The organism is Microbacterium testaceum, assembly GCF_006539145.1.
Classification (GTDB): domain Bacteria; phylum Actinomycetota; class Actinomycetes; order Actinomycetales; family Microbacteriaceae; genus Microbacterium; species Microbacterium testaceum.
This window is the reverse complement of record NZ_BJML01000004.1, coordinates 213,823-238,530: the sequence shown is the minus strand read 5'-3', so window position 1 is coordinate 238,530 and position 24,708 is coordinate 213,823. Positions and strand designations below refer to the sequence as shown.

21 protein-coding genes are annotated in these 24,708 nt (G+C 72.0%); 14 read left to right on the top strand and 7 right to left on the bottom strand.

Annotated features, from left to right (window positions below):
* Positions 1 to 171 precede the first annotated feature (171 nt).
* The 3 genes from pdhA (at position 172) to MTE01_RS08590 (ending at position 3,867) form a co-directional block, all read left to right on the top strand.
* A complete protein-coding gene (pdhA, locus tag MTE01_RS08600) occupies positions 172 to 1,296 on the top strand; it encodes a pyruvate dehydrogenase (acetyl-transferring) E1 component subunit alpha (protein ID WP_103210004.1) in 1,125 nt (374 codons plus the stop codon).
* 76 nt (positions 1,297 to 1,372) lie between these two features.
* Positions 1,373 to 2,380 (top strand): alpha-ketoacid dehydrogenase subunit beta, encoded by a 1,008-nt coding sequence (locus MTE01_RS08595; protein WP_141376858.1) that lies wholly within the window; start codon positions 1,373 to 1,375, stop codon positions 2,378 to 2,380.
* A complete protein-coding gene (locus tag MTE01_RS08590) occupies positions 2,377 to 3,867 on the top strand; it encodes a dihydrolipoamide acetyltransferase family protein (RefSeq protein ID WP_141376856.1) in 1,491 nt (496 codons plus the stop codon). The genes MTE01_RS08595 and MTE01_RS08590 overlap by 4 nt, the downstream gene beginning before the upstream one ends.
* Positions 3,868 to 4,357: 490 nt before the next feature.
* Here the strand turns inward: MTE01_RS08590 and MTE01_RS17225 are convergent, their stop codons facing one another.
* On the bottom strand, positions 4,358 to 5,194 hold the full coding sequence (locus MTE01_RS17225) for a TetR/AcrR family transcriptional regulator (RefSeq protein WP_246078132.1): 837 nt from the start codon (positions 5,192 to 5,194) through the stop codon (positions 4,358 to 4,360).
* A gap of 124 nt (positions 5,195 to 5,318) precedes the next feature.
* On the opposite strand from MTE01_RS17225, the gene MTE01_RS08575 reads away from it, so the two are divergent.
* Genes MTE01_RS08575 through MTE01_RS08555 form a run of 5 tightly spaced genes read left to right on the top strand, consistent with a single transcriptional unit; the run spans position 5,319 to position 11,435 of the window.
* Positions 5,319 to 6,986 carry a carboxyl transferase domain-containing protein gene (locus MTE01_RS08575; RefSeq protein ID WP_141376854.1) on the top strand — a complete coding sequence of 556 codons (1,668 nt, stop codon included), beginning with the start codon at positions 5,319 to 5,321 and terminating at the stop codon, positions 6,984 to 6,986.
* Positions 6,987 to 7,001: 15 nt separating this feature from the next.
* Entirely contained in the window at positions 7,002 to 8,981 is a 1,980-nt protein-coding gene (locus tag MTE01_RS08570; RefSeq protein ID WP_246078130.1) for an acetyl/propionyl/methylcrotonyl-CoA carboxylase subunit alpha, read from the top strand.
* On the top strand, positions 8,978 to 10,153 hold the full coding sequence (locus MTE01_RS08565; RefSeq protein ID WP_116240093.1) for an acyl-CoA dehydrogenase family protein: 1,176 nt from the start codon (positions 8,978 to 8,980) through the stop codon (positions 10,151 to 10,153). Before MTE01_RS08570 ends, MTE01_RS08565 begins: the two co-directional genes overlap by 4 nt.
* Positions 10,150 to 10,617 (top strand): MaoC family dehydratase, encoded by a 468-nt coding sequence (locus MTE01_RS08560; RefSeq protein ID WP_103209740.1) that lies wholly within the window; start codon positions 10,150 to 10,152, stop codon positions 10,615 to 10,617. The genes MTE01_RS08565 and MTE01_RS08560 overlap by 4 nt, the downstream gene beginning before the upstream one ends.
* Before the next feature lie 5 nt (positions 10,618 to 10,622).
* On the top strand, positions 10,623 to 11,435 hold the full coding sequence (locus MTE01_RS08555; RefSeq protein ID WP_116240140.1) for an HpcH/HpaI aldolase/citrate lyase family protein: 813 nt from the start codon (positions 10,623 to 10,625) through the stop codon (positions 11,433 to 11,435).
* Positions 11,436 to 11,487: 52 nt separating this feature from the next.
* On the opposite strand, the gene MTE01_RS08550 is transcribed toward MTE01_RS08555, so the two are convergent.
* Entirely contained in the window at positions 11,488 to 12,075 is a 588-nt protein-coding gene (locus MTE01_RS08550; RefSeq protein WP_103209738.1) for a histidine phosphatase family protein, read from the bottom strand.
* A 181-nt stretch (positions 12,076 to 12,256) separates the two neighbouring features.
* Positions 12,257 to 13,069, bottom strand: coding sequence for an alpha/beta fold hydrolase (locus tag MTE01_RS08545; protein ID WP_103209735.1), 813 nt, complete (start codon positions 13,067 to 13,069; stop codon positions 12,257 to 12,259).
* A 202-nt stretch (positions 13,070 to 13,271) separates the two neighbouring features.
* On the opposite strand from MTE01_RS08545, the gene MTE01_RS08540 reads away from it, so the two are divergent.
* From MTE01_RS08540 to MTE01_RS08530, 3 genes are all read left to right on the top strand, one after another.
* Positions 13,272 to 14,372, top strand: coding sequence for a cupin domain-containing protein (locus tag MTE01_RS08540; RefSeq protein WP_141376852.1), 1,101 nt, complete (start codon positions 13,272 to 13,274; stop codon positions 14,370 to 14,372).
* Between the two features lie 136 nt (positions 14,373 to 14,508).
* Positions 14,509 to 15,333, top strand: coding sequence for a fumarylacetoacetate hydrolase family protein (locus tag MTE01_RS08535; RefSeq protein ID WP_141376850.1), 825 nt, complete (start codon positions 14,509 to 14,511; stop codon positions 15,331 to 15,333).
* Positions 15,330 to 16,115 carry a maleylpyruvate isomerase family mycothiol-dependent enzyme gene (locus MTE01_RS08530; protein ID WP_174799667.1) on the top strand — a complete coding sequence of 262 codons (786 nt, stop codon included), beginning with the start codon at positions 15,330 to 15,332 and terminating at the stop codon, positions 16,113 to 16,115. The genes MTE01_RS08535 and MTE01_RS08530 overlap by 4 nt, the downstream gene beginning before the upstream one ends.
* 360 nt (positions 16,116 to 16,475) lie before the next feature.
* Here MTE01_RS08530 and MTE01_RS08525 read toward each other — a convergent pair whose 3' ends face one another.
* Genes MTE01_RS08525 through MTE01_RS08515 form a run of 3 tightly spaced genes read right to left on the bottom strand, consistent with a single transcriptional unit; the run spans position 16,476 to position 20,256 of the window.
* On the bottom strand, positions 16,476 to 17,087 hold the full coding sequence (locus MTE01_RS08525; protein ID WP_141376848.1) for a flavin reductase family protein: 612 nt from the start codon (positions 17,085 to 17,087) through the stop codon (positions 16,476 to 16,478).
* A 17-nt stretch (positions 17,088 to 17,104) separates the two neighbouring features.
* Positions 17,105 to 18,769: a (2,3-dihydroxybenzoyl)adenylate synthase gene (locus tag MTE01_RS08520; protein WP_141376846.1), complete on the bottom strand. Its 1,665-nt coding sequence runs from the start codon at positions 18,767 to 18,769 to the stop codon at positions 17,105 to 17,107.
* Positions 18,766 to 20,256: an FAD-dependent monooxygenase gene (locus MTE01_RS08515; RefSeq protein ID WP_141376844.1), complete on the bottom strand. Its 1,491-nt coding sequence runs from the start codon at positions 20,254 to 20,256 to the stop codon at positions 18,766 to 18,768. Before MTE01_RS08515 ends, MTE01_RS08520 begins: the two co-directional genes overlap by 4 nt.
* Positions 20,257 to 20,364: 108 nt before the next feature.
* Here MTE01_RS08515 and MTE01_RS08510 point away from each other — a divergent pair, with 108 nt between their 5' ends.
* On the top strand, positions 20,365 to 21,204 hold the full coding sequence (locus MTE01_RS08510) for a PaaX family transcriptional regulator (RefSeq protein ID WP_141376842.1): 840 nt from the start codon (positions 20,365 to 20,367) through the stop codon (positions 21,202 to 21,204).
* Positions 21,205 to 21,330: 126 nt separating this feature from the next.
* Here the strand turns inward: MTE01_RS08510 and MTE01_RS08505 are convergent, their stop codons facing one another.
* Positions 21,331 to 22,179, bottom strand: a complete 849-nt coding sequence (locus tag MTE01_RS08505) for a Sir2 family NAD-dependent protein deacetylase (RefSeq protein WP_141376840.1) — start codon at positions 22,177 to 22,179, stop codon at positions 21,331 to 21,333.
* Positions 22,180 to 22,398: 219 nt separating this feature from the next.
* On the opposite strand from MTE01_RS08505, the gene MTE01_RS08500 reads away from it, so the two are divergent.
* On the top strand, positions 22,399 to 23,601 hold the full coding sequence (locus MTE01_RS08500; protein ID WP_141376838.1) for an amidohydrolase family protein: 1,203 nt from the start codon (positions 22,399 to 22,401) through the stop codon (positions 23,599 to 23,601).
* A gap of 282 nt (positions 23,602 to 23,883) precedes the next feature.
* The gene (locus MTE01_RS08495; RefSeq protein WP_103209715.1) at positions 23,884 to 24,693 is read left to right on the top strand and encodes a TrmH family RNA methyltransferase; all 810 of its coding nucleotides are present in this window, start codon (positions 23,884 to 23,886) and stop codon (positions 24,691 to 24,693) included.
* The last annotated feature ends 15 nt before the right edge of the window (positions 24,694 to 24,708 follow it).

The following is a 24,708-nucleotide window of genomic DNA, read 5'->3' as shown; positions in this document are numbered from 1 at the left end:
GCGAAACATTAGCAGCGCGAAGGTCGGTCGCGGTGGGCACGATGCTCAATATGACGACGAGGTCTTGAGCGGGGTGCATTCCGCGCGTACGGTCGGCCCCGTCGGCGGTGCTGCCGGCACCCGTACGCCCCGGCTCTCACGAGGAGCCCCGGCCGCACTGGAGGGATGACGATGACGTACACCCAGACGCGAGGCACTTCCCCGGGGAGCGCCGACGAGCACGACGGCGTCGACGACGTGCTCCGCCTTCTCGAGCCCGACGGCTCGCGGATCGCCGATGACACCCTCGACCCGTGGGTCGCCGACGTGTCGCCGCACGAGCTGCGAGCCCTGCACCGCGACATGGTCCTGACCCGTCGTCTCGACGCCGAGGGTGTCGCCCTGCAGCGCCAGGGCCAGCTCGCGCTGTGGGCTCCGTGCCGCGGCCAGGAGGCTACCCAGGTGGGTACGGCGCACGCCCTCGCCCCCGGCGACTTCGTCTTTCCCAGCTACCGCGAGCACGGCGTCCTGCTGGGCCGAGGGGCGCAGCCCGCCGACTACGTGCTCGCGTGGCGCGGTGAGGAGCACTCGGCCTACGACCACACGACCATCAATGCCGCTCCGCCCCAGATCATCATCGGAGCGCAGTCCCTGCACGCCACCGGGTGGGCGATGGGTGCTCAGCGCGACGGCTCCACCGACGTCGCCGTCGCCTACTACGGAGACGGGGCCACCAGCCAGGGAGACGTGAACGAGGCGATGGTCTTCGCCTCGTCGTTCCGCGCGCCCGTGGTGTTCGTCTGCTCGAACAACCAGTGGGCGATCAGCGAACCCGTCACCGTCCAGGCGAAGTACCCGATCGCGGGCCGGGCGCCGGGGTTCGGCATCCCGAGCCTGCGGATCGACGGCAACGACGCCCTCGCCTGCGTCGCCGCGATGCGGTGGGCGCTGGATCGCGCTCGCCGCGGTGAGGGGCCCTCGTTCCTCGAGGCCGTGACCTACCGCATGGGCCCGCACACCACCAGCGACGACCCCACCCGGTACCGGGACGCCGCCGAGGTCGAGGAATGGGCGCAGCGCGACCCCATCGCGCGCCTGGAGGCGTATCTGCGCGCCGAAGGGATGCTCGACGATTCCGGGATGGCCGAGGTCGATCGAGCCGCCGACGCGCTCGCCGCCGAAGTGCGCGCGGCGTGCATCGGAGCGACGACCCGCGCACCCGAGACGATGTTCGACCACGTATACGCGGAACCGCACAGTGGGCTCGCGCAACAGAAAGCGGAGTACGTCGAGTACCTCGCGGGGTTCGAGAAATGAGCGCCGTCACGCGTGGTTCCGGGATCGACGCGGGCCTCACCCGGGCGCACGAGAACGACGAGAAGGAGGTCTCGCGATGAGCACTCTCACCCTCGGCTCCGCGATCAACGCGGGCCTCTCCCGCGCCCTCGAAGGAGACGACAGAGTCCTCCTCATGGGCGAGGACATCGGCAAGCTCGGCGGTGTCTTCCGCGTGACCGACGGTCTGCAGCAGCGGTTCGGAGCCCAGCGCGTCGTCGACACCCCGCTCGCCGAGGCCGGCATCGTCGGCACCGCGGTCGGCCTCGCCCTGCGCGGCTACCGGCCCGTCGTCGAGATCCAGTTCGACGGGTTCGTCTACCCGGCCTTCGACCAGATCGTCTGCCAGGTCGCGAAACTGCACTACCGCAGCAACGGGCGGATCCGGATGCCGCTCGTCATCCGCATCCCGTGGGCCGGGGGCGTGGGCGCGGCCGAGCACCACTCCGAGTCGCCCGAGGCGTACTTCGTGCACACCGCGGGGCTGCGCGTGGTCGCGGCGTCGAACCCGCAGGACGCGTACGTCATGCTGCAGCAGGCGATCGCCTCCGACGACCCGGTCGTCTTCTTCGAGCCGAAGCGCCTGTACCACTCCAAGGGCGAGGTCGATCTGGATGCCGACCTGGCCGACGCCCCGCCGATGCACCTCGCCCGCGTCGCCCGAGAGGGTACCGACGCGACGATCGTCACCTATGGCGCTCAGGTGCGTACGGCTCTCGACGCCGCGCTCGCCGCGGAGGACGAGGGCGTCTCGCTCGAGGTCATCGACCTGCGTTCGCTCTCGCCGATCGACATGAACACGGTTGCGGCATCCGTCCGCAAGACCGGGCGTGTCGTGGTCACGCACGAGGCCGCACGCGAGGCGGGGGTCGGGGCGGAACTCGTTGCGAGCATCACCGAGCAGTGCTTCCCCTACCTCGAGACACCGCCGCAGCGCGTGACCGGGCACGACATCCCGTATCCGCCCGCGAAGCTCGAGAAGCACCACGTGCCGGATCTGGATCGGATCCTGCACGCGGTGGATCGCGTGCTCGAGCGGAACACCGGATCGGAGGTCGTGCGATGATCACCGAATTCCGGCTTCCCGACCTGGGTGAGGGGCTCCCCGAGGCCGAGATCGTGCAGTGGCACGTGTCGGAGGGCGACACCGTCACCCTCAACCAGACGATCGCCGAGGTCGAGACGGCCAAGGCGATCGTCGAGATCCCCTCGCCCTACGCGGGCACCGTGCAGGGGCTGCACGCGGCGGCCGGAGACGTCGTCGAGGTCGGCTCGCCCCTCGTGTCGTTCGCGGTGGAGGGGGCGGATGCCGGCACCGCTGCGCCCGCGGGACACGCGCCGGCCGAGAGTCGGGCGGCCGAGTCCGCGGAAACGGCGATCGGCGCGGCCGACCGTCCCGCGCAGTCGAGAGCCGACGTGCCGCCGCCGCACCTCGCAGAACGGCGTGTCGCGGACGATCTCCGCACGACGGCACCGGAGGCGGGGGCGTCCGGGCGCGCGACGCCGAACCTCGTCGGCTACGGCGCCGCGCCGACCTCGGGCAGTCGCCCGCGTCGCCGTGCGCGCGGGGCCGCACCCGTCACGCTCGACACCGACCACGCCGTGCGCGAGGCAGCCCCGCACGACATCGTGCGCACGGGCCCCATCGACCTTCCGGTCGAGCGTCCGCGGTCCACGCCGCCGGTGCGCAAACTCGCGAAAGATCACGGCATCGACCTCGTCCTGGTCGCGGCAGCCCATCCCGGCGAGACGATCACGCGCGCGCACGTCGAGGAGTACATCGCCCGTGTCACGGCTGCACACCCGGCCCCCTCGGCCGCGCCCGCGAGCGTCCCCGCCCCGCCGACCGGCGACCGCATCACGCGCACCCCGATCCGCGGGGTGCGCAAGCACACGGCGGCGGCGATGGTGCAGAGCGCGTTCACCGCTCCGCACGCGACGACCTTCCTCACGCTGGACGTGACCGCGACGACCGAGCTGCTGGCATCCCTCAAGATCGACCGCGCCCTCGACGGACACAGGATCGGGCTGCTGGCGATCGTCGCGAAGGCCGTGTGCCTCGCCCTCGGGCGCACTCCCGCGCTCAACGCGAAGTGGGACGAGGCGGCCGGCGAGATCGTCGAGCACCACTACGTGAACCTCGGGATCGCCGCCGCCACCGATCGAGGTCTCGTGGTTCCCGTCATCGCCGACGCCGACGCCCTCGACCTCGTCGACCTCGCCGACGCGATCGCCGACCTCGCCGCCACCGCTCGCGCCGGGCGCACCGCCCCCGCCGCGATGACCGGTGGCACGTTCTCGATCACCAACGTGGGCGTGTTCGGAGTGGATGCCGGCACCCCCATCCTCAATCCGGGAGAGGCCGGGATCCTCGCCGTCGGAGCCCTGCGGCGCACACCGTGGGAGCATCACGGCGAGATCGCGCTACGCGACGTGCTCACGCTCAGCCTCTCGTTCGACCACCGACTGGTCGACGGGGCCGAGGCGGCGCGCTTCCTCACCGACGTCGCCGGAGTGCTGCGCGAGCCCGGGCGCGCGATGCTGCTGCGCTGAGTCGTCGGTGCGGGCTTCGGCCCGGACCCGCGGACCGGGTGCCGGGGGAGTGGTCGCCCTCGGCACCTCCCGCGTGCGCGGGTTGCACGTGTCTTCGTTGAGTGTCCAGGACACCCGGGCGGGGTGCCGGGGGTGTCCGGGTTTCGTGGACGCTCGAGCTGGCGCGCGGGGTGGGGTGCCGAGAGTGGGGCGGGTGCGTTGAGTGTCCACAACACCCGGGCAGGGTGCCGGGGGCGTCCGGGTTTTGTGGACACTCGAGCTCGGCAGGCGGGGTGAGATGCCCCGGCGGGAACGGGCGTGTCGTGTGTCCAAGGCACGCCGTGAGCCCCGCGCTGCGTCCGGCGTGTCGTGCACGCTCGCGTGGGGTGTGGGCGGGTGCTTGTTGGTTGAGTGTCCACAACACCCGGGCGGGGTGCCGAGGGTGTCCGGGTTTCGTGGACACTCGAGCTCGGTGGAGGTCGGCGTCCGGAGGCAGAGCGGATGCCGTGGCTCAGGCCGTCAGCGCTGCCAGGGCCATGCGGATGAGGGTGAGGCGGACACGGGGCGCGGGCACGCCCCGCACGCTGTGCGGCGTCGAGTTGATCAGGCCGAAGCACGCGAGGGCGCGCACGCGGCGCTCGGCCGGAGATTCGGCATCCCCGTCTCTCGCGGCGAGAGCCGCCGTCCACACCGACACGTAGGCGTTCTGCAGGTCGCGTACCGCGCGGCGGTCGTCGGGGGAGAGGCGGTCGAGGTCGCGGTCCTGCACGCGGATCACGTCGGCCTCGGCGAGCGCGAACGCGACGTGGAAGTCGACGAGCGCGCGCAGGACGGTGTCCGGATCGTCCGTGGTGTGGACGTCCGTGTCGGTGCGGGGGATCTCGCCCGCCGCGGACGGGGCGTCGGCACGGCGCCGCGCGGGACCGTCGCCCGGCGCCGCGGGAGCGTCCCCGAGCGCGGGAGCGTCCCCGACCGCGGGAGCGTCCCCGAGCGCGGGAGCGTCCCCGAGCGCGGGAGCGCCCCCGACCGCGGGACCGCCCCCGACCGCGCGACCGCCCTGCAGCAACCGCGCGCTGACGTCGACGAGGATCGCGCCGAGCAGCGCCTGCTTGCTCGAGACGTGCCGGTACACGGCGGGGCCGCTCACCCCCGCCGCTTCGCCGATGTCGCCGAGGGTCACGCCGTCGAAGCCGCGCTCGGCGAACAGGCGCGCCGCGGCGGCGAGCAGGGCCGCGCGGCGATCGGCCTTGGCGCGGTCGCGCGCGGTGCCGACGGGGACACGCACAGCCGCCCCGTGAGTCCGTGCCTCGCCCGCGACGGCCGTGGGCTTCTCGTTCGCTCTTGTCATCGGCATCCGCTCGGGCTAGCCTGGCATTTCAGTTAGTCAACATTAACTGAAACCCCATCCCGCGGGAACGACCCCGACGGGAACGACGGTGCCGTCGACGATGCGGCGCCGAGACGGAGCCGCCATGAGCACAGCACCGGTCACCGCGACAGCGTCCGACGCGGCACCGCCTGTCGCGCAGAAGCCCGCGGCCTCCGAGACAGGAGCGGTCGGACGCGCGACGGAAACCCCCGCCGCCGCGCCGACCCAGCGCGACCTCGTCAGCGAGCTCCGCGCCACTCTGGCCCGCGCCGCGCGCGGCGGGTCGGACGCCGCCCGCGATCGCCACACGGGCCGCGGCAAGCTTCTCGCACGAGACCGGATCGACCGGCTCCTCGACGAGGGGAGTCCCTTTCTCGAGATCGCCCCGCTCGCCGCCCACGGGCTCTACGACGGTGGAGCGCCCGGCGCCGGCGTCGTCGCGGGGATCGGTCTCGTCCACGGGCGTCATGTGATGGTGCTCGCCAACGACGCGACCGTGAAGGGCGGCGCCTACTTCCCCCTCACGGTCAAGAAGCACCTGCGCGCGCAGGACATCGCGCGCGAGAACCGCCTGCCCTGCGTCTACCTCGTCGACTCGGGCGGCGCCTTCCTTCCCCTGCAGGACGAGGTGTTCCCCGACCGCGACCATTTCGGCCGCATCTTCCGCAACCAGGCGCAGCTGTCGGCACTCGGCATCCCGCAGATCGCCGCCGTCATGGGCTCGTGCACCGCCGGTGGCGCCTACGTCCCGGCAATGAGCGACGAGAGCGTGATCGTGCGGAATCAGGGCACGGTCTTCCTCGGCGGACCACCCCTGGTCAAGGCCGCGATCGGCGAGGACGTCACCGCCGAACAGCTCGGCGGCGGCGATCTGCACGCCCGTCGCTCGGGGGTGGTCGACCACCTCGCGGACGACGACGAGCACGCTCTCGAGATCGTGCGCGACATCGTGCGAACCCTGCCGCCAACCGCGGCGCCGGTCTGGTCGGTCGAGACCGTGAAAGACCCCGCACGCGACCCCGAGGACCTGTACGACATCGTCCCCGCCGACATCTCGCAGCCGGTCGACATGCGCGCGATCATCGATACCCTCGTCGACGCGGACTCCCTGCACGAGTTCAAAGCGCTCTACGGCGAGAGCGTCATCACCACCTTCGCGCGCCTGCACGGACACCCCCTCGCCATCATCGCGAACGACGGCGTGCTCTTCAGCGAATCCGCCCTCAAGGCCGCGCACTTCATCGAGCTCGCCGACCAGCGCGGCATCCCCCTGCTCTTCCTGCAGAACATCACCGGGTTCATGGTGGGGAGGGATGCCGAGGCCGGCGGCATCGCGAAAGACGGCGCCAAGATGGTCACCGCCGTCGCCACCACCCGCGTCCCCAAGCTCACCGTGCTCGTCGGCGGCTCGTACGGCGCCGGCAACTACGCCATGTGCGGGCGCGCCTACGACCCGCGGTTCCTGTGGACCTGGCCCTCGAGCCGTATCTCGGTCATGGGCGGGGCGCAGGCCGCATCCGTCCTCTCCACCGTCACCCGCGAGCAGCGCGCCGCGCGCGGAGAGGAGTGGACGGATGCCGACGACGAGGCGTTCCAGAAACCCATCCGCGAACGCTACGAGGAGCAGGGCAGTCCGTACTACGCCACCGCTCGACTCTGGGACGACGGCGTGATCGACCCCGTCGACACCCGCACGATGCTCGGGCTCGCGCTCGACGTCGTCAGCCGCGTGCCGCTCGCCGACCGGGGCTTCGGCCTCTTCCGGATGTGATCGGGGATGACGGCGATGCCTGACCGCCCCGTCCGCGACATCGTCGCGCCGCGCGTCGATCCGCCCCGCATGTTCTCGTCCGTCCTCGTCGCCAATCGCGGTGAGATCGCGCGCCGGGTGTTCCGCACGCTCCGCCGTCTCGGCGTCCGTTCGATCGCCGTCCATACCGACGCGGATGCCGATGCGCCCCACGCCCGTGAAGCCGACCACGCCCTGCGCGTGCCGTCGTATCTCGACGTCGACGCGGTGGTCGCCGCCGCGGTGTCGTCGGGGGCGCATGCCGTGCACCCGGGGTACGGCTTCCTCAGCGAGAACGCCGGCTTCGCCCGCGCGTGCGCCGCGGCCGGGATCGTCTTCGTCGGCCCCGGGGTCGAGGCGCTCGAGGTGATGGGCGACAAGATCCGCGCGAAGGAGCACGTCGCCGCCCACGGGGTGCCGACGGTCCCGGGGTTCTCCGCCGAGGGGTTGAGCGACGACCAGATCGCCGTCGAGGCGGATCGCGCGGGATACCCGCTGCTGGTGAAGCCCTCCGCGGGCGGAGGCGGCAAGGGCATGACCGTGGCCACCGGCCCCGACGATCTCGCCGACGCGCTCGCCACCGCCCGCCGCGTGGCCGCCGCGGCCTTCGGCGACGACACCCTGTTGCTCGAGCGTCTGCTGGAACGCCCGCGGCATATCGAGGTGCAGGTGCTCGCCGACGCGCACGGCACGACGCTCTCGCTCGGCGAGCGCGAATGCACGCTGCAGCGACGGCACCAGAAAGTGATCGAGGAGGCCCCCTCGCCCGTCGTCGACGCAAAGACCCGCCGACGGCTGGGGGAGGCCGCCGTCGCCGCCGCCCGCAGCGTCGGATACCTCGGCGCGGGCACCGTCGAATTCCTCGTCGCGGGCGACCGCCTCGACGAACCCTTCTTCATCGAGATGAACACGCGCCTGCAGGTCGAGCATCCCGTGACCGAGATGGTCACCGGTATCGACCTCGTCGAGCAGCAGCTGCGGGTGGCCGCGGGCTTCGCGCTCGACCTGCCCGAGGTTCGTCTCGACGGGCACGCGATCGAAGCGCGCGTGTACGCCGAGACGCCCTCGCGCGGCTACCTCCCCGCGACGGGGACCGTGAGCCTCTGGCATCCGGGATCCGCCCGCGTCGACAGTGCCGTCGAGACCGGCAGCGTCATCGGCTCTCTGTACGACCCGATGATCGCCAAGGTGATCGCGCACGGCCCCGACCGCGAGACGGCGATCGCCCGCCTCGACTCCGCTCTCGCCGAGACCGTCGTGCTCGGCGTCGACACGAACATCGCCGACCTCCGGGCGTTGCTGGCCGACCCGGCCGTGCGCGCGGGGGATCTGGATACGGGGTTGCTGGACCGCAGGGGCACGCCCCACGCCGTCAAGCCGACGCCGGATGCGCTCGCTGCCGTGGCGAAGAGAGTCGTGGATGCCGGCTCCCCGGCCGACGGCTCCGTCTGGGGCCGCGTCGGCGCGTGGCGTGCCGGGGCAGCGGCGCCCGGTCGGAGCGTGTTCCTCGAAGACGACGCCGGAGTCGTGCGCGCGGTCGGGCCGGCCGAGGTCGAGGCCCTCGTGACCGGTGGCCCGGGGGAGTTCTGGGTGCATGCCGACGGCGGAGCGCATCGCCTGCGTCCGGTCTCGCGTCGAGCGGCCGCCGAGCGTCGCCGGGCCGCGGTCGGCCGCGCGCCGGGAACCCTCGATCCCGATCTGGTCGCTCCGCTGCCGGGCACGGTCGTGGCGGTGCACGTCGCGGACGGAGACACGGTCGAGACGGGGGCCCGGCTCGTCACGATCGAGGCGATGAAGATGGAGCACACCGTCACCGCGCCCCACGCCGGCGTCGTTCGACTCCGCACCGCGGCGGGAGCGCAGGTCGCCCGCGATGCGGTGGTCGCCTCGGTGACCCCCGCGCCCTCCGAGCCGCACGATCTCGCCGGGATCCCGGCATCCGACCCCATCCCTTCCCACAAGGAGACCCTCCCGTGAGCATCGACAGTCAGCAGGCCTTCACCGACGACGAACGCGAACTGAGCGCGATGGTGCGCGAGTTCGCCGACGAGGTCATCGCGCCGCGCTCGTACGAAGCCGACCGCGCGCACGAGCTGCCCCTCGATCTCGTCGAGCAGATGGGGGAGCTCGGGCTCTTCGGCCTGCCGTTCCCCGAGGAGGTCGGCGGGCAGGGCGGCGATTACGCGAGTCTGTGCGTCGCGATCGAGGGCGTCGCGCGCGTCGACCAGTCGATGGCGATCACCCTCGAGGCGGGGGTGGGCCTGGGCGCCATGCCCATCTACCGCTACGGCACCGATGCGCAGAAGGCCGAGTACCTGCCCGACCTCGTGGCGGGTCGCGCTCTCGCCGGATTCGGACTCACCGAGGCCGAGGCGGGCAGCGATGCGGGCGCCACCCGCACCACCGCGCGACTCGAGGGGGGCGAGTGGGTGATCGACGGGTCGAAGCAGTTCATCACCAACTCCGGCACCGACATCACCCGGTTCGTCACCGTCACCGCCGTGACCGGCCGCACGAACGAGCGCCCCGAGATCTCGACGATCATCGTGCCCAACGGCACACCCGGCTTCACCGTCGGCCCCGCCTACGACAAGGTCGGCTGGAACGCCTCCGACACGCACCCCCTCACGTTCGACGGCGTGCGGGTGCCCGAGGCGAACCTGCTCGGTCAGCGCGGGCACGGGTTCAAGAACTTCCTCCGCACGCTCGACGAGGGCCGCGTCGCGATCGCCGCCCTCGCCACGGGAGCCGCAGAGGGATGCCTCGAAGCGGCCGTCGACTACGCCCGCAGTCGCACGGTGTTCGGGGAACGCCTGTCCACCCGGCAGAACATGCAGTTCCTGCTCGCCCGCATGCACGCCCGCGTGCACACCGCCCGCCTGGCGTGGGTGCACGCCGCGCGCCTGTGCGACGCCGGCAAGCCCTTCACGGTCGACGCCGCCGTCGCCAAGATGACGGCGAGCGATGCCGCCATGGCCAACGCGCGCGACGCGACACAGGTGTTCGGCGGCAACGGCTTCATCAACGAGTACCCCGTGGCCCGTCACTACCGCGACTCGAAGATCCTCGAGATCGGCGAGGGCACCACCGAGGTGCAGCTCATGGTGATCTCGCGCGCGCTGGGGCTCACGGGTACCGTTGCCGCATGATCGAGCAGCGCGGCCTGTACCTGGAGGAGTTCGTCGTCGGTGAGAGGTACGCGCATCGCCCCGGCCGCACCGTGACGGATGCCGACAACGTCGTGTTCACGACCCTCACGATGAACGCACAGGCACTGCACCTGGATGCCGCGTACGCCGCGACCCAGCCCTTCGGTCGGCCCCTCGTCAACTCGATGTGGACGCTGTCGACCCTCGTCGGCCTCTCCGTCGCGCAGCTGACGCAGGGCACGCTCGTCGCGCAACTGGGGCTCACCGACGTGAGCTTCCCCGCGCCGCTGTTCGTCGGTGACACCCTCACCGCCGAGACCGAGATCGTGTCGGTGCGTTCTTCGGCATCCCGTCCGGGTCAAGGCGTCGTGGTCATGGCTCATACCGGGTGCTCGCAGAACGGCGAGGTCGTGGCGACCGCCACGCGGACGGTGCTGGTGTGGGCGCTGGAGGGGCGGGCGTGAGCGAGGTGACCCGCGCGTTCACCCTCGGCCCCGCGTTGTTGTTCGTCCCCGCCGACCGGCCCGAACGGCTGTCGAAAGCCCTCGAGCGGGCGGATGCCGCGATCCTCGACCTCGAAGACGCCGTGTCCGCGGACGCCAAGTCCTCGGCCCGCGACGCGATGATCGCCGCCGACCCCGACCCCGAGCGCGTGATCGTGCGGGTGAACGGGCCGCGGACGCCGGACTTCGCGCACGACCTGGCCGCCCTCGCGCACACCCGGGTGCGACGCGTGATGGTCGCCAAGGCCGAGGACCCGGCATCCCTCGGTCTGCTCGAGCGGTTCGAGGTGATCGCCCTGTGCGAGACGGCACGGGGGATCGTCCACGCCGAGCAGCTCGCGGCGCTCCCGCAGGTCGTGGCTCTCATGTGGGGCGCGGAGGATCTGGTCGCAAGCCTGGGCGGCACCTCGAGCCGCCGCGACGACGGGGGCTACCGCGACGTCGCGCGCCTGGCGCGGGCGCGCGTGCTGCTGGCGGCGGGGGCTTTCGGCAAGCGGGCCATCGACGCCGTGCACGTCGACATCGCCGACCTGGAGGGGCTCTCCGCGGAGGCTCGGGATGCCGCGGCATCCGGTTTCGCCGCCACGGCGTGCATCCACCCGGGGCAGGTCGCGACGATCCGCGAGGCGTACGCCCCGAGCGCGCACCTCGTCGCCTGGGCGCGGGGAGTGCTCGACGCGGCGGAGGGGGAGCGGGGCGTGTTCCGTTACGAGGGACGCATGATCGACGAGCCGATCCTGCGGCACGCACGGTCGGTGGTGGCACGCGCGACGTCGTGAGGAGACCCCTCAGGTTCTCGCGCGACGCCCGGTGTGTGCGGAGACGGGGATCTCAGCTCGCGACGCCGGCGTAGGCCAGCATCTCCCAGCGGTCGCCTTCGAGGCGGAACGTCGTCGCCGAGCAGTTCGGCAGGCGCTCGCCCTCGCGCGGGAACTCCCCGTCGGTGGCGAACATGATGACCTCGCGGATGAGTGCGCCGTGGGCGACGGCGATCACGTCGACGCCCACGGGAGCGGATGCCACGGCCTCGGCGATCGCGGCGAGAGCGCGCTCGCGCACCACCGGCCAGGTCTCCGCGCCGGGGACGTCGGCCGCGTGCCACGGGCCGTAGGTCTCGTAGAAGGTCGGCGCGTCCATCCCCTCGGCGTCGCCGTACGAGCGCTCCTGCAATCCGGGCAAGCGGCGCGACACGGTGGTGCCGAGGGCCGCCGCGATGATGTCGGCGGTCTCGGCAGCGCGACCGAGATCGCTCGACACGACGATGACGTCGCGCCCCGCGTACTCAGCCGCGAGGGTCTCGGCGATACCGCGCGCCTGCACACGACCGGTGTCGTTCAGGGGGATGTCGGTGGAGCCCTGGATCCGCCCCTCGTAGTTCCACGCGGTCTCGCCATGTCGCACCAGAGTCAGGATCGTCACCGTTCGAGCCTAACCCGGGGGTGGGGTGCGCACCCCGCCGCCTGTACCCACCGCCCGCCCCTCGTGCCGCGCGCGCAGGCTCCGGGCGTCCGAGCGGTCCGATGGACGGCGGAACCGCCCCGACTCGCGGGGCCCCCGGCGCGGTCGGGGCGCGCGCCGGGGGCCGGTCCGGGGGCGGGGGCTACCGAACGACCGCGGCGGTATCGAGCGCGTCGACCACGACGCGGGTGAAGCCCCGCGGATCGGCGAGGTGCGCGAAGTGATCGGCGCCCTCGATGTCGGTGATGCCCGCGCCGGGGATGATGTTCGCCAGATCGTGAGCGGACTGGTACAGGAACGACGTGGTCGCCGTGCCCGCGATGAGGTGGGTCGGGTCGTCGATCTCGGCGTAGGGCGCGAGGTCGCTGCCGAGGGCGTCGATCTCGGCGAGCTCGCGCACCCACGTGGGGGTCAGGGGCACGCTGGCGCCCCACAGCGGTGTCTCGCGGACGAACGGGATCGCCTCGGCGGGCACGCGCACGAAGTTCACGAGCGCGTACTCGAGGGCGGCGTCGAGGTCACCGGCATCCACGAGTTCTCGGTAACCGGCGAGTCGGTCGCCCGCGACGGGGCCCTGCACGGCGAGCGGAGGCTCGTAGGCGAGGAGAGTGCCGCCGCCGAGGCCGTGCTCGCGCGCGTAGGCGAGGGTGGCGAGGGCGCCGAACGAGTGGCCCAGGAGGTGTGCTCCGGGGCCGGCGACCTCCCTCATCGCGGCGATGTCGGCGACCTCGTGGGCGAGGGAGTAGTCACCGGCATCCCCGGTGCCGCCGCGGCCGCGTCGGTCGTACACGTAGAGCGTGACGTGCTCGGCGAGCGCTTCGCTGACGGGGATCCACTGCTCCTTCGTCGCGATGCTCCCGTGCGTCACCACGAGCGCGGGCCCCCGGCCGCGGCGGAAGTACGAGATGGGAGTGCCATCGGACGAAGTGGTCGCGTGGTGCTCGAGTTCGGACATGCTCTGCCTCCTTGCAGATCGGCGTCGATGCTCTCACCGGGGCCGTGGCGCCGTGCCGCGGCATCCCGTGGCGACATGGTGTAACAGATTCGCGTCTTGCGCAAGGGAAATGTCTCGCCTCGTCGAAACGTGTGACAAAAGTGCGTTGCGCAACGACGCAAAGTAATGCAACCTGGAACCACGCCGACGTCGAGGAGGACCGATGAGCGAGACCATCACCCCGGTCGAGAACGCGATGCAGCCCGAGGACACCCCCGAACTGCGCGCCCTGTACCGAGGATTCGACGAGCAACACCTCATTCCCCTGTGGACGCAGCTCGACGACCTCATGCCGCAGACCCCGCAGCCCAAGGCCCTGCCGTGGGTCTGGCGGTGGAGCGCCCTGCAGCCCCTGGCCGAGCGCGCCGGCGATCTCGTGCCCGTCGGGCGCGGCGGAGAGCGCCGTGCGATCGGTCTGGCCAACCCCGGAATGGGCGGACGCGCCTACATCTCGCCGACGCTGTGGGCGGCGATCCAGCAACTCGGCCCCCGCGAAACGGCACCCGAGCACCGGCACTCGCAGAACGCCTTCCGCTTCGTGACCTCCGGCGAGGGCGTCTGGACCGTCGTCAACGGCGATCCGGTGCGGATGAGCCGCGGCGACTTCCTGCTCACCCCGGGCTGGCACTTCCACGGGCACCACAACGAGACCGACGAGTCGATGACGTGGATCGACGGCCTCGACATCCCCTTCGCGTACCAGATGGACTCGGGGTTCTTCGAGTTCGGTTCCGAGAGGGTCACCGACGAGGCGACCCCCAACTACTCCCGCTCGGAACGCCTGTGGGCGCATCCGGGCCTCTTGCCGCTGGCCGGCCTGCGTCGTACCGTGTCGAGCCCGATCGGCGCTTACCGCTGGGAGCACACCGACGCCGCCCTGACCGACCAGCTGTTGCTCGAGAACGAGGGGATGCCGGCCACCGTCGGCCCCGGTCACGCCGCCGTGCGCTTCGCGAACCCCACCACCGGGGGAGACGTCATGCCCACCATCCGCGCGCAGTTTCACCGCCTGCGCGAGGGGGCTTCGACGCCGGTGCGACAGGAGGTCGGCTCCAACGTCTACCAGGTGTTCGACGGCACCGGACGGGTCCTGCTGGGCGACACCGAGCACACCGTCGAGCACGGCGACATCTTCGTCGTGCCCAGCTGGTGCCGCTTCCGCCTTCAGGCCGAAACGCGCCTCGACCTGTTCCACTTCAGCGACACCCCGATCTTCGAGGGGCTGGGACTGTACCGCGAATTCGAAGAGGAGACCGACCGATGACCCCGCGCAGAAACCTTTCCGATTCACACCGGGCGAACGGCCCGCGACGGGGGGAGGCGGCGATGACGCTCCGCACAACTCTCCCGGCCGTCGGTGCGATCGCTCCGTATACCGGAGTCGTCGAGGGGAATCGTCCATGAAGCTCTGCACCATCCTGTGGAACGGTGACACCGCCGCCGCCCGTGTCGAGGGCGATCGCGCTGTCGTGCTGGAGGGGTTCGCCGACGTCGGCGCCGTGCTGCGCGCCGGGGCTCCATCGGCGGTGGCGTCGCTGGAGGGGGCGGTCATCGCGCTGGATGCCGTGCGCTACGCGCCCGTGATCGTGGCACCGAGCAAGATCGTGTGCGTCGGTCTGAACTACCGCGCCCACATCCTGGAGATGAAGCGCGAGCTGCCCGAGTATCCGGTGCTGTTCGCGAAGTTCGCCGACACCCTCGCCGCGGCCGGTGAAGAGATCGCCCTGCCGCCGGAGAGCCCCGAGATCGACTGGGAGGGCGAGCTCGCGGTCGTCATCGGCGCCACCGTGCGCCGTGCGTCGGACGAGGAGGCCGAAGACGCGATCGCCGGCTACACCATCGCGAACGACGTCTCGATGCGCGATTGGCAATTCCGCACCCGCGAATGGCTGCAGGGCAAGACATGGGAGCGCTCGACGCCGCTCGGGCCGGTGCTCGCCACCCCCGAGGAGATTCCCTCCGACGCCCGGATGACCACGACCGTCGACGGCGTGCGGAAGCAGGTCGGCGACATCCACGACCTGGTCCACGGCCCCGTCGACCTCGTGCGGTACGTCTCGACCATCACGACCCTGCGCCCCGGTGACGTCATCCTCACCGGAACCCCCGGCGGCGTCGGGCACGCCCGCGAACCCCGCGAGTATCTGGCATCCGGAAGCGTGGTCGAGGTCGCGATCGACGGGATCGGGACGTTGACCAACCGATTCGTCCCGGAAGAGCCGTGAGCGGCGCCCCGCTGAGCCCCGAGCAGCTCGCCCTGCGCGAGCGGCAGGGGGCGGGCGCGCGCTACGACGCCGACGCCGCCCCGCACGCGCACCTCGATCTCGCGCGCCGGGGCACCGCGTACTTCGCCCGGCGGCTCATGCAGCTCGACGACGCCGACCTCGACGCGCCGAGCCTGCTGCCCGGATGGACGCGTCGTCACCTCGTGGCGCATGTCGGCTACAACGCCCGTGCCGTCGCCCGACTCGTCGAATGGGCGCGGACGGGCGTGGAGAACCGCATGTACGCCTTCGACACGCAGCGGTGGGACGAGATCGTGCTCGGCGCGACCCTGCCGACCCGCGCGCTGCGCCACCTCGTCGACCACGCCGCCGTGCACCTCGACGTCGAGTGGCGTGATCTCACCGACGCGCAGTGGGATGCCGAGGTCGTCACCGCGCAGGGACGCACGGTGCCCGCGCGCGAGACGGCGTGGATGCGCGCCAAGGAAGTGTGGGTGCACACGGTCGACCTCGACAATGGCGGCTCGTTCCTCGACTTCCCGCCCGAGATGGTCGACGGCATCATCGCCGACGTGCTGCGCGCCTGGACGCGCCGCAGCGAGCCCGGCGCGGTGGTGCTGCGGGCCACCGACCGAGACGCCGCACCGGGGGAGTACGGCGAGGGCGGCCCCGTGGTCGAGGGCGCCGCGGCCGATCTCGCGCGTTGGCTCGCCGGCCGCGGTGCGCGGCGACTGCGGGTCGTGGGCGGTGGAAAGCTGCCGGCGATCGCGCGCTGGTTCTGAGGGCGCGCCGTCGCGACCGCTCGCGGACGTGCTCCGTGTCGGGCGACGCGACTCGCAGGCGGATGTCACCCGAGCGGAACTGCGGGACGGCGCGCGCGGGGCCCACGGCGCGCGCGGGGCCCACGCCGAACTCTGTGACCTGCGCCCGGGCGTCGCCCGTGACGTCCTCGATGACGAAGCTGCCGCCGTTGGCCCCGGGTGTCCCCGGATCGTGCGGACCTTCGTGTTCTCGAGATCGCCGTGCTCGATCTCGGACACCTGAGGTCGTCCGACGCTGATGCGCTCCGCTACCGAGCCGGGGTGAGTCGACGTCTCACGGGGCCCCGTGCAGACCCCACGGGGTCTCACGCGTGGAGAATTTCACCCGCCTGGAACCGGCGGCAGCTCGACCACCTCGCCGAGCGGGGTGTACCGCGGGCCGGCGAGACGGCCGATCGGCCGCAGCAGCTCGGTGTCGATGCTGGCCGCACCGGTCGAGCCGAGCCGCACGACGTCGTCGCGGATCGACCAGGCGACCACCGTGCCGACGACGAACTCGCCGCCCGTCGGGCTGAATGCGGTCGTGGAGTGGTAACGGCACTCCATGCGCACGGGGGCGTCGGCCAGGCCCGGGATGCCGATGATGCGCGACTCCGCGAGTGCGAGACCCAGGCGGTCGGCCTCGCCGACCTCCGGCGGCATCCATTCCGAACTCGCGTGCAGCGCTTCGAGCATCGCCTCGTCGGCGATGTTCACCACGAACTCGCCCTGATCCTCGATGTTGCGCACGGTGTCCTTGCGGCCGTTCGCGCGCTTGTTGACAGTGAAGCCCAGCATCGCGGGATGCTGGCTCACCCAGGTGAACGAACTGAACGGGGCGAGGTTCACGGGCTCCCGCCCGCTCGTCACCCACGCGATCGGGCGCGGCACGACCGATCCGACCAGCAGGCGGTACGTGTCGGCGGGGGAGAGCCCCGCGGCGTCGATGAACATCGAACGCTCCTTCCGGATCAGGATGCGGTGAGCTCGGCGGACCGCTCGGCGACGAGACGTTCGCGCAGGGCCTTTTTGTCGATCTTGCCGACCTTCGTCAAGGGCAGCTCGGTCACCGTCACGAGGTGGTCGGGGCGTTTGAACGCCGCGACGCCACAGGCGTCGAAGTGCGCCCTCACCGCGCCGAGATCGAGGTCGTGCCCGTCGGACAGCACGGCGAACAGGCACACCGTCTCACCCAGGGTGTCGTGCGGCATGGCCACCGCCGCGGCGAGGCGCACCCCCGCCAGGGCGTAAGCGAGGTTCTCGACCTCTTCGGCCGAGATGTTCTCGCCGCCGCGGTTGATCATGTCTTTACTGCGTCCCTCGACGACGAGGTTCCCGTCGGGACGCCGGCGCACGATGTCGCCGGTGATGTAGTAGCCGTCGGGGGTGAAGGAGCGCGCGTTCGTCTCCGGAGCGTCGAAGTACCCGCGCGGCGTGTAGGGGCCTCGGGTGAGCAGCACGCCGGGTGCGCCCGGGGCGACGTCGAGCCCGCTCGTCTCGTCGACCACGCGGAGCTCGTCGAGGGGCGACACGGGACGCCCCTGCGTACCGACGACGACCTCGACCGGATCGTCGAGCCGCGTGACGTTGATGAGCCCCTCGGCCATGCCGAACACCTGCTGCAGCGTGCCCGGCAGCCCCCGCACGACGCGCTCGGCCAGTTCGTCGGCGAGGCGCGCTCCGCCCACCTGCAGCACGCGCAGGCTCCCGAGTGCGTCGAACCCCACGGCGCCGGCGTGATCGAGCCACGAGGCGACCACCGCGGGCACCGCGGCGGTGTGGGTGACCCCGTGCCGCTCGATGGCCGCGAATGCGCGCTCGGGCCGCGGAGAACCCAACGGCACGACAGTGCCGCCGGCGAGCAGGGTGCCCAGGATGCCGGGGCACGCGAGCGGGAAGTTGTGTCCCATGGGCAGCGTCGCGAGGTATACCGTGTCGCGATCGACCGCCGAGGGCGGCGAGGTCAGGACGATGTTGCAGAGGTAGTCGTCGTGCGTGCGGGCGATGAGCTTGGGAAGGCCCGTCGTGCCGCCCGAGAGCAGGAACACGGCGACGTCGGTGGCATCCGGCCTCGGCAGCGCCCGACCGCGGATCGAGTCGTCGGACGGTGCGCACAGGGCCCTGAGGCTGACGGCGTCGGGAGCGTCGTCATCGTCGCTCAGCACGATCAGGTGCCGCACGGTCGGGCTCGACGCCCGCAGAGCGCGGCCGAGCGCCAAGTGATCGAAGTCGCGCAGGATGTCGGGAGTGACGAGCGCGACGGCCTCGGATGCCGAGACCAGGTGTCGCAACTCGTGCTCGCGGTGGGCGGGCAGTGCCATGACCGGCACGATCCCGGCCCGCAGGCACGCGACCGTCAGAACGACGAACGTCCAGTGGTTCGGCAGCTGCACGACGACGCGATCGTCGGGGACGAGGCCCAGATCGATCAGGCGCGCCGCGCACGCCTCGACCCGGTCGTGCAGCTCGGTGTAGGTCAGGGAGACCTCGTCGTCGACGAGAGCGACCCGGTCGGCGTGCACGTGTGCGGCTTCGGCGAACGCGTCACCGAGCGTGCGGCCCTGCCACAGCCCCTCGGCGCGGTACCGCGCGGCGACGTCGGCGGGCCAGGGCGTCGTCCCCTCGCGCGTCTTCATCGCAGCACCGCATCCGCGCGGCCCGAGAGCACCAGGGTCATGGCGCGATCCTCGTCGCATTCGGGCTCGTCGATGATCGCCGCCACGCCGTGTCGCAGGCGAGCGGCCTCGGCGGTGAGCTGGCGATCGAGCGCGCTGCCGCCCGTGACGAGCACGGCCGAGGCGTCGGCGTGACCGGCGAGGGCCTCGCGCACGGCGTCGTCGGGACGGATGCCGTCGCCCGCCGCGACCGTCACGACCGGGGGCAGCTGGTCGCGGTCGAGTACACGTCTGTCGAGGAGCCCCGTCACCGCCGACTCGAGGGGCGGGGCGCCGTGCCTGTTCTGCCACTGTCGCAGGGCACGGTCCACGGCATCCGGGTCGCGGCGCGCGATCTTGGCCGCGGGGAGGGCGCGCGAGAAGAAGTGGAAACCGAACTGCCAGGGCTCGAACGCGTGGAAGTACGTCCCGAAGTTCTCCCACCAGGACAGGCTCGGCCGCGCCGCGCCCTGAATGCGGGCGACCTGCGGCTGCCGCACGCCCTCGTACGCGAGGAACGCGGCCTCGACGTCGTCGGGGTGCGCCGCGAGAGCGTCGGCGAGGGCGATGGCGTCTTCGAGCGACATCTTCGTGCCGCTGCCGACCGAGAAGTGCGCGGTGTGCACGGCGTCACCGAGCAGAGCGACGTTGCCGCGGTGCCAGCTGCGCGCGCGGATGGTGCGGAAGTTGCCCCACCGGGAGTTGTTGCCGATGAGGTGTGCGCCGCCGATGAGGGGGGCGAAGATCTGCTCGAGCCGGTGCTGGCTGTGCTCGTCGCTCGGGCCCGGGGGAGTGGCGGGGGCGAAGGCGTCGAGACCGGCGGCGCGCCAGGTGTCTTCGTCGGTCTCGACGATGAAGGTCGACAGGCCGCCGCCGATCGGATAGGCGTGCGCCGCGAAAACGCCGGCGACGTCGTCGGGAAGACCCTCGGCGTGGGTGTGCAGGAACGTCAGGCCCTCGAAGGGGGCATCGGTGGCGAACCAGATGAACTTCGCCGCGGCCGTCTCGTACGTCACCCCCAGGGTGTCGTCGCCGATCGCGGCGCGCGTCTGCGAGTTCGCTCCGTCGGCGGCCACGATCACGTCGTAGTCGCCGAGTTCGTCGATGCATCGCGGGGCGGAGAAGTGCAGATGCGCCCCGGCGGCGACGGCCCGCTGCTGGAGGGCGGCGAGCAGATCTTTGCGCAGCACGGCGCCCATGCCGTTGCCGGCGAAGGTCATGGTCTCGCCCTTCGCGGTGACGCGGATGGCGTCCCACCGCACCCCCGACGCGTCGAGGGTCTCGCGCAGCGCCGAGTCGGCGGCATCCACTCCGCTCTGCGTCGCGTTCGAGAAGACGACGCCGAAGCCGAAGGCCTCGTCGGCGCGATTGCGCTCGAACAGGTCGACGTGAGCCCCGGGGATGTTCCGCGCGGCCAGGGCGGCGAAGAGCAGCCCGCCCGGGCCGCCTCCGATGATTGCGATACGCATGTCAGCCTCCTCGCTGAGAATGTCGAACCGTCACGACGCAACGAGTATGCAACATAAAAACGTTCGACGCCAGCACTTCGTTACATAATGGTCGGGTAACGTTCTCGCATGCGCCCCCGTTCTCTCGTCTTCACGCTCTTCGGGGACTACTTCCGTTACTGCGGCGACGGCGAGGCTCCGCTGCGCGGACTCAGCGACGTACTCCAGCTCTTCGAGGTCGAACCGGCCACCACCCGCGTGGTGATGTCGCGCCTGCGGGCCGAGGGGTGGTTCGAGACCCGCCGTGACGGTCGCCTGACCACCTACGTGCTCTCGCCCAAGGCCTGGCAGCTGCTCGACGAGGGACGCGAACGCATCTTCCGGCACGTATCCGGCGAGTGGGACGGCCAATGGACGCTCATCGCGACGCGCGCGAGCGACCGCTCGGCCCGCGACGAGGTGCGCAAACAGCTCACCTGGCTGGGCTTCGGGCAGCTGCAGCCCGCGATCTGGGTCGCACCCGGCGACCGCATGGCCGCGGCGCGCGATCTGATGGAGACAAACGGCGTGAGCTCCGACGTGTTCCTCAGCCGCAGCGGCGACCTCGACCACGACCGATCGATCGCCGCACGCGGGTGGGACCTCGACGCGCTGGACGCGCTGTACGGCAGGTTCGTGGCGCAGCACGACAGCCCGGTCGACGGCGGGACCCACGACGATGCCCTGGTGGCTCGCGTGCGCCTCACCGACGACTACCGCCGCTTCCCCTTCACCGATCCCGACCTGCCGGCCGACCTGCTGCCCGCGGGGTGGAACGCCCCCCGCGCCCACGAGGTCTTCGTGCGCCGCCACGACGAGCTGCGCCCCGGGGCGACCTCCGCGATCGAGCGTCTCACCGGCATGACCGTGCGCGGGGCGCACCGGGCGTTCCTCGACGGCGGAGCAGTGGGCTTCACGCGGGAGCGGTGACGGCGGTGGGCGCGGCACCGGATGGCGCGGGCCGCCTCTCCCGGCGGGCGCGTGCGGCTGCGGTGTCGTCGCGCGATCACAGCGTCGCCGTTCGCCGGGAGGTCGCTGCGCGAGAGGAGCCGAGCCTCAGAGCAGAGCCGGCAGCCGGTCGGCGAGGGCGCGCAGCACGTGCGTCGTGCCGCCGTCGATCTTGACCGCCGCTCGCTGGTCGGCGCGGGTCTCTCCGCGGTTGACGATGACCACCGGGAGGCGCCTGCGCCGCGCCCGCTCGACCAGTCGGATGCCGGAGTTGACCACGAGCGACGAACCGGCGATGACCAGAGCCTCGCTCGCATGGACCAGCTGCTCGGCCTCGCGGAACTTCTCGACCGGGATGTACTCGCCGAAGAACACGACGTCGGGCTTGAGCGTGCCCCCGCACACCGAGCACACCGGGACGACGAACCCGTCGGCCGACGCCGGGGTCACGTCACCGTCGGGGCCCAGCTCGACGTTCTCGGGCAGCGAGATCCACGGGTTATCGGCTTCGACGCGCTCCGCCAGATCGCGGCGGTCGAACACCTGCCCGCACTGCAGGCAGCCGACCCGGCGCATGGTGCCGTGCAGCTCGACCACCCGGCCGCTGCCCGCCCGCACGTGCAGACCGTCGACGTTCTGCGTGATGACGCCGTTCGCGACTCCCGCGGACTCGAGGTCGGCGAGGGCACGGTGGCCGTCGTTCGGCTGCGCGGCCGCGAACACCTTCCAGCCCAGGTGACTGCCCACCCAGTAGCGGCGACGGGCGTCGGCGCTCGAGAGGAACTGCTGCGCCGTCATCGGCGTGCGTGTGGGTGCCCCCTTGCCGCGGTAGTCGGGGATACCCGAGTCGGTCGACACGCCCGCCCCCGTCAGCACGGCGATCTTGCGACCCGCGAGGACGTCGACGGCGCGATCGATGGATGCCGAGAACCCGGCCTCCTCCGTCGTGTCGATCATGCGCACCTCCGTCCGTTCGAGTCTATGGCGGGGCGCCGACACCGGCTCGCGCCGCGAGCCCCCGCGACCGCGGCGCCGAGACGGGCCGCTCCCGTCATCACCCGCGAACGACGTCGCGCACCCGGCGCGGATCCTCGCTACGCCAGCAACCGCGTACCCGACGCGCCCGGCGTCGCACACCCCCGTCGTACGGAGAGCCACGGCGCCGATACTGGGGGGATGAGCTCCTTCCCCCGGCCCGCCATGCTCGACGTCACCTCTCTCCGCCGCGTGCGGCCGTGGGGCGGCGACCTCGTGGACATCGCCATCGACGAGGGACGCATCACCGCGATCACTCCCGCCGCCACCGAGCCGATCGGCATCCGCGAGTTCGACGGGCGCGGTCTGCTCGCCCTCCCGGGCATCGTGAACGCCCACGCGCACGTCGACAAATCCTGGTGGGGACTGCCCTGGCAGCCGTACGGCGGCGAGGGATCGACCGAGGGGCGCATCCGCCACGAGCGGGAACAGCGCGACGCGCTCGGCATCCCCTCCCTCGAGCGGTCCGCGTTCGTGCTGCGCGAGCTCGTGCGCCACGGCACCACGGCGATCCGCACGCACGTCGACGTCGATGACGGCGTGGGGCTGCGCGGGATCGAGGCGGTCGAAGAAGCTGCGGCGGCCTACGGGGGCGCTCTCGACGTGCAGATCGTCGCGTTCCCGCAGGACGGGGTGCTGCGTCGCCCCGGCGTGCTCGAGCTGCTGCGCGAGGCCGCGGGCCGTGAGAGCGTCACCGCGATCGGCGGTCTCGACCCCGCCTCGATCGACCGCGACCCCGTCGGCCAGATCGACGCCCTCACCGCGCTCGCCGCCGACACCGGCGTCGGCCTCGACATCCACCTGCACGACGCGGCCGAGCTCGGCGCGTTCCAGATCGAGCTGCTCGTGGAGCGCACACAGCGCCTCGGCCTGGGCGGCCGGGTGAACATCGCCCACGGGTTCGCCGTCGCCCAGCTCGAACCTGCTCGCCGCCGCGACCTGCTCGCGGCGATGGGCGAGGCCGGGGTCTCGATGACCACCGTCGCGCCTCTGCGCCTCGCTCAGCTGCCCCTCGCCGAACTCGACGCGGCCGGCGTCCGGTTGGGTCTCGGCACCGACGGCATCCGGGATCTGTGGAGTCCGTTCGGAACCGGCGACACGCTCGGTATCGCCTGGCAGTACGCCCGCGCCGGCGGCCTGGTGCACGACCATGACCTGCTCCGCGTCGTGCGGCTCGCGACCAGCGCGGGCGCGTGGGCCGTGGGCCGAGAGGTGCACGACCTCGTCGAGGGGGCGCGCGCCGACATCGTCCTGGTGGATGCCGAGAACCCCCTGGACGCGCTCGTCCGCCAGCCCGAGCGGTCCCTGGTGATCGCCGGAGGGCGCGCGCTGCACGTGGCGTGAGGGCCGGGGTCCGGCATCCCGTCGCGCCCCTGCGTTCCCACGCTCACGCGCCCGCCACCGCTCCCGCGGCCCGCCACCGCTCCGTGCTCTCGTTGAGTGTCCAAGAAACCCGGACGCTTTTTTGAAACGTCCGGGTGTTCTGGACACTCAACGCTCGGGGCGCCGCCGCGCCGGCCGCGTGGTCACGACACTCCGCGCGGGAGGACGGAGGAGCGGTGTGCTCGGACACTCGACCGGGGGACCGGGCCGCACCGGGCCGGAGTGTGCTGGCACGATGGGACGATGCCCGTCATTCCCCTCGAAACCGCCGACGACCCTCGTCTCGCCGACTATCGCGACCTCACCGACGTGTCGCTGCGGCGGGTGTCGGAGCCCGCGGGCGGGCTGTACATCGCCGAGTCGTCGAAGGTGCTCGACCGCGCACTCCGCGCGGGGCACCGACCCCGCTCGGTCCTCGTGCAGGAGAAGTTCCTCGCCGATGCCCTCGCACTGGTCGGGGACGACGCAGACGTCTACGTCGTCCCGGCCGAGATCGCCGAGCGGGTCACGGGATACACCGTGCACCGGGGCCTGTTGGCGTCGATGCATCGTCCGGCCCTGGCATCCGTCGAGGAGGTCGTCCGCGACGCGCGGCTCGTCGTCGTGCTCGAAGACATCGTCGACCACACCAACATCGGTGCGGCGTTCCGTTCGGCGGCGGCTCTCGGAGCGGATGCCGTGCTCGTCACGCCCCGGTGCGCCGACCCGCTCTATCGCCGCAGCGTTCGCGTGAGCATGGGAACGGTGTTCCAGGTGCCGTGGACGCGGCTGCCCGAGTGGTCGGAGGCCGCGCCGCTCTTGCACGAGGCCGGATTCCACCTCGCCGCGCTGGCCCTTTCGGACGACGCGGTGACACTCGATGCCTTCTCTGCTGCAGGGCACGAGCGCGTCGCCCTGCTGCTCGGGGCCGAGGGCGACGGCCTGAGCCGCGGCGCGCTGGCCGCCGCCGACACGGTCGTGACGATCCCGATGGCCGGGGGAGTGGACTCGCTCAACGTCGCCGCCGCGAGCGCGGTGGCGCTGTGGGAACTGGCGCGAGGTCGCCGGGGCTGACGCCCGGCGCACAGA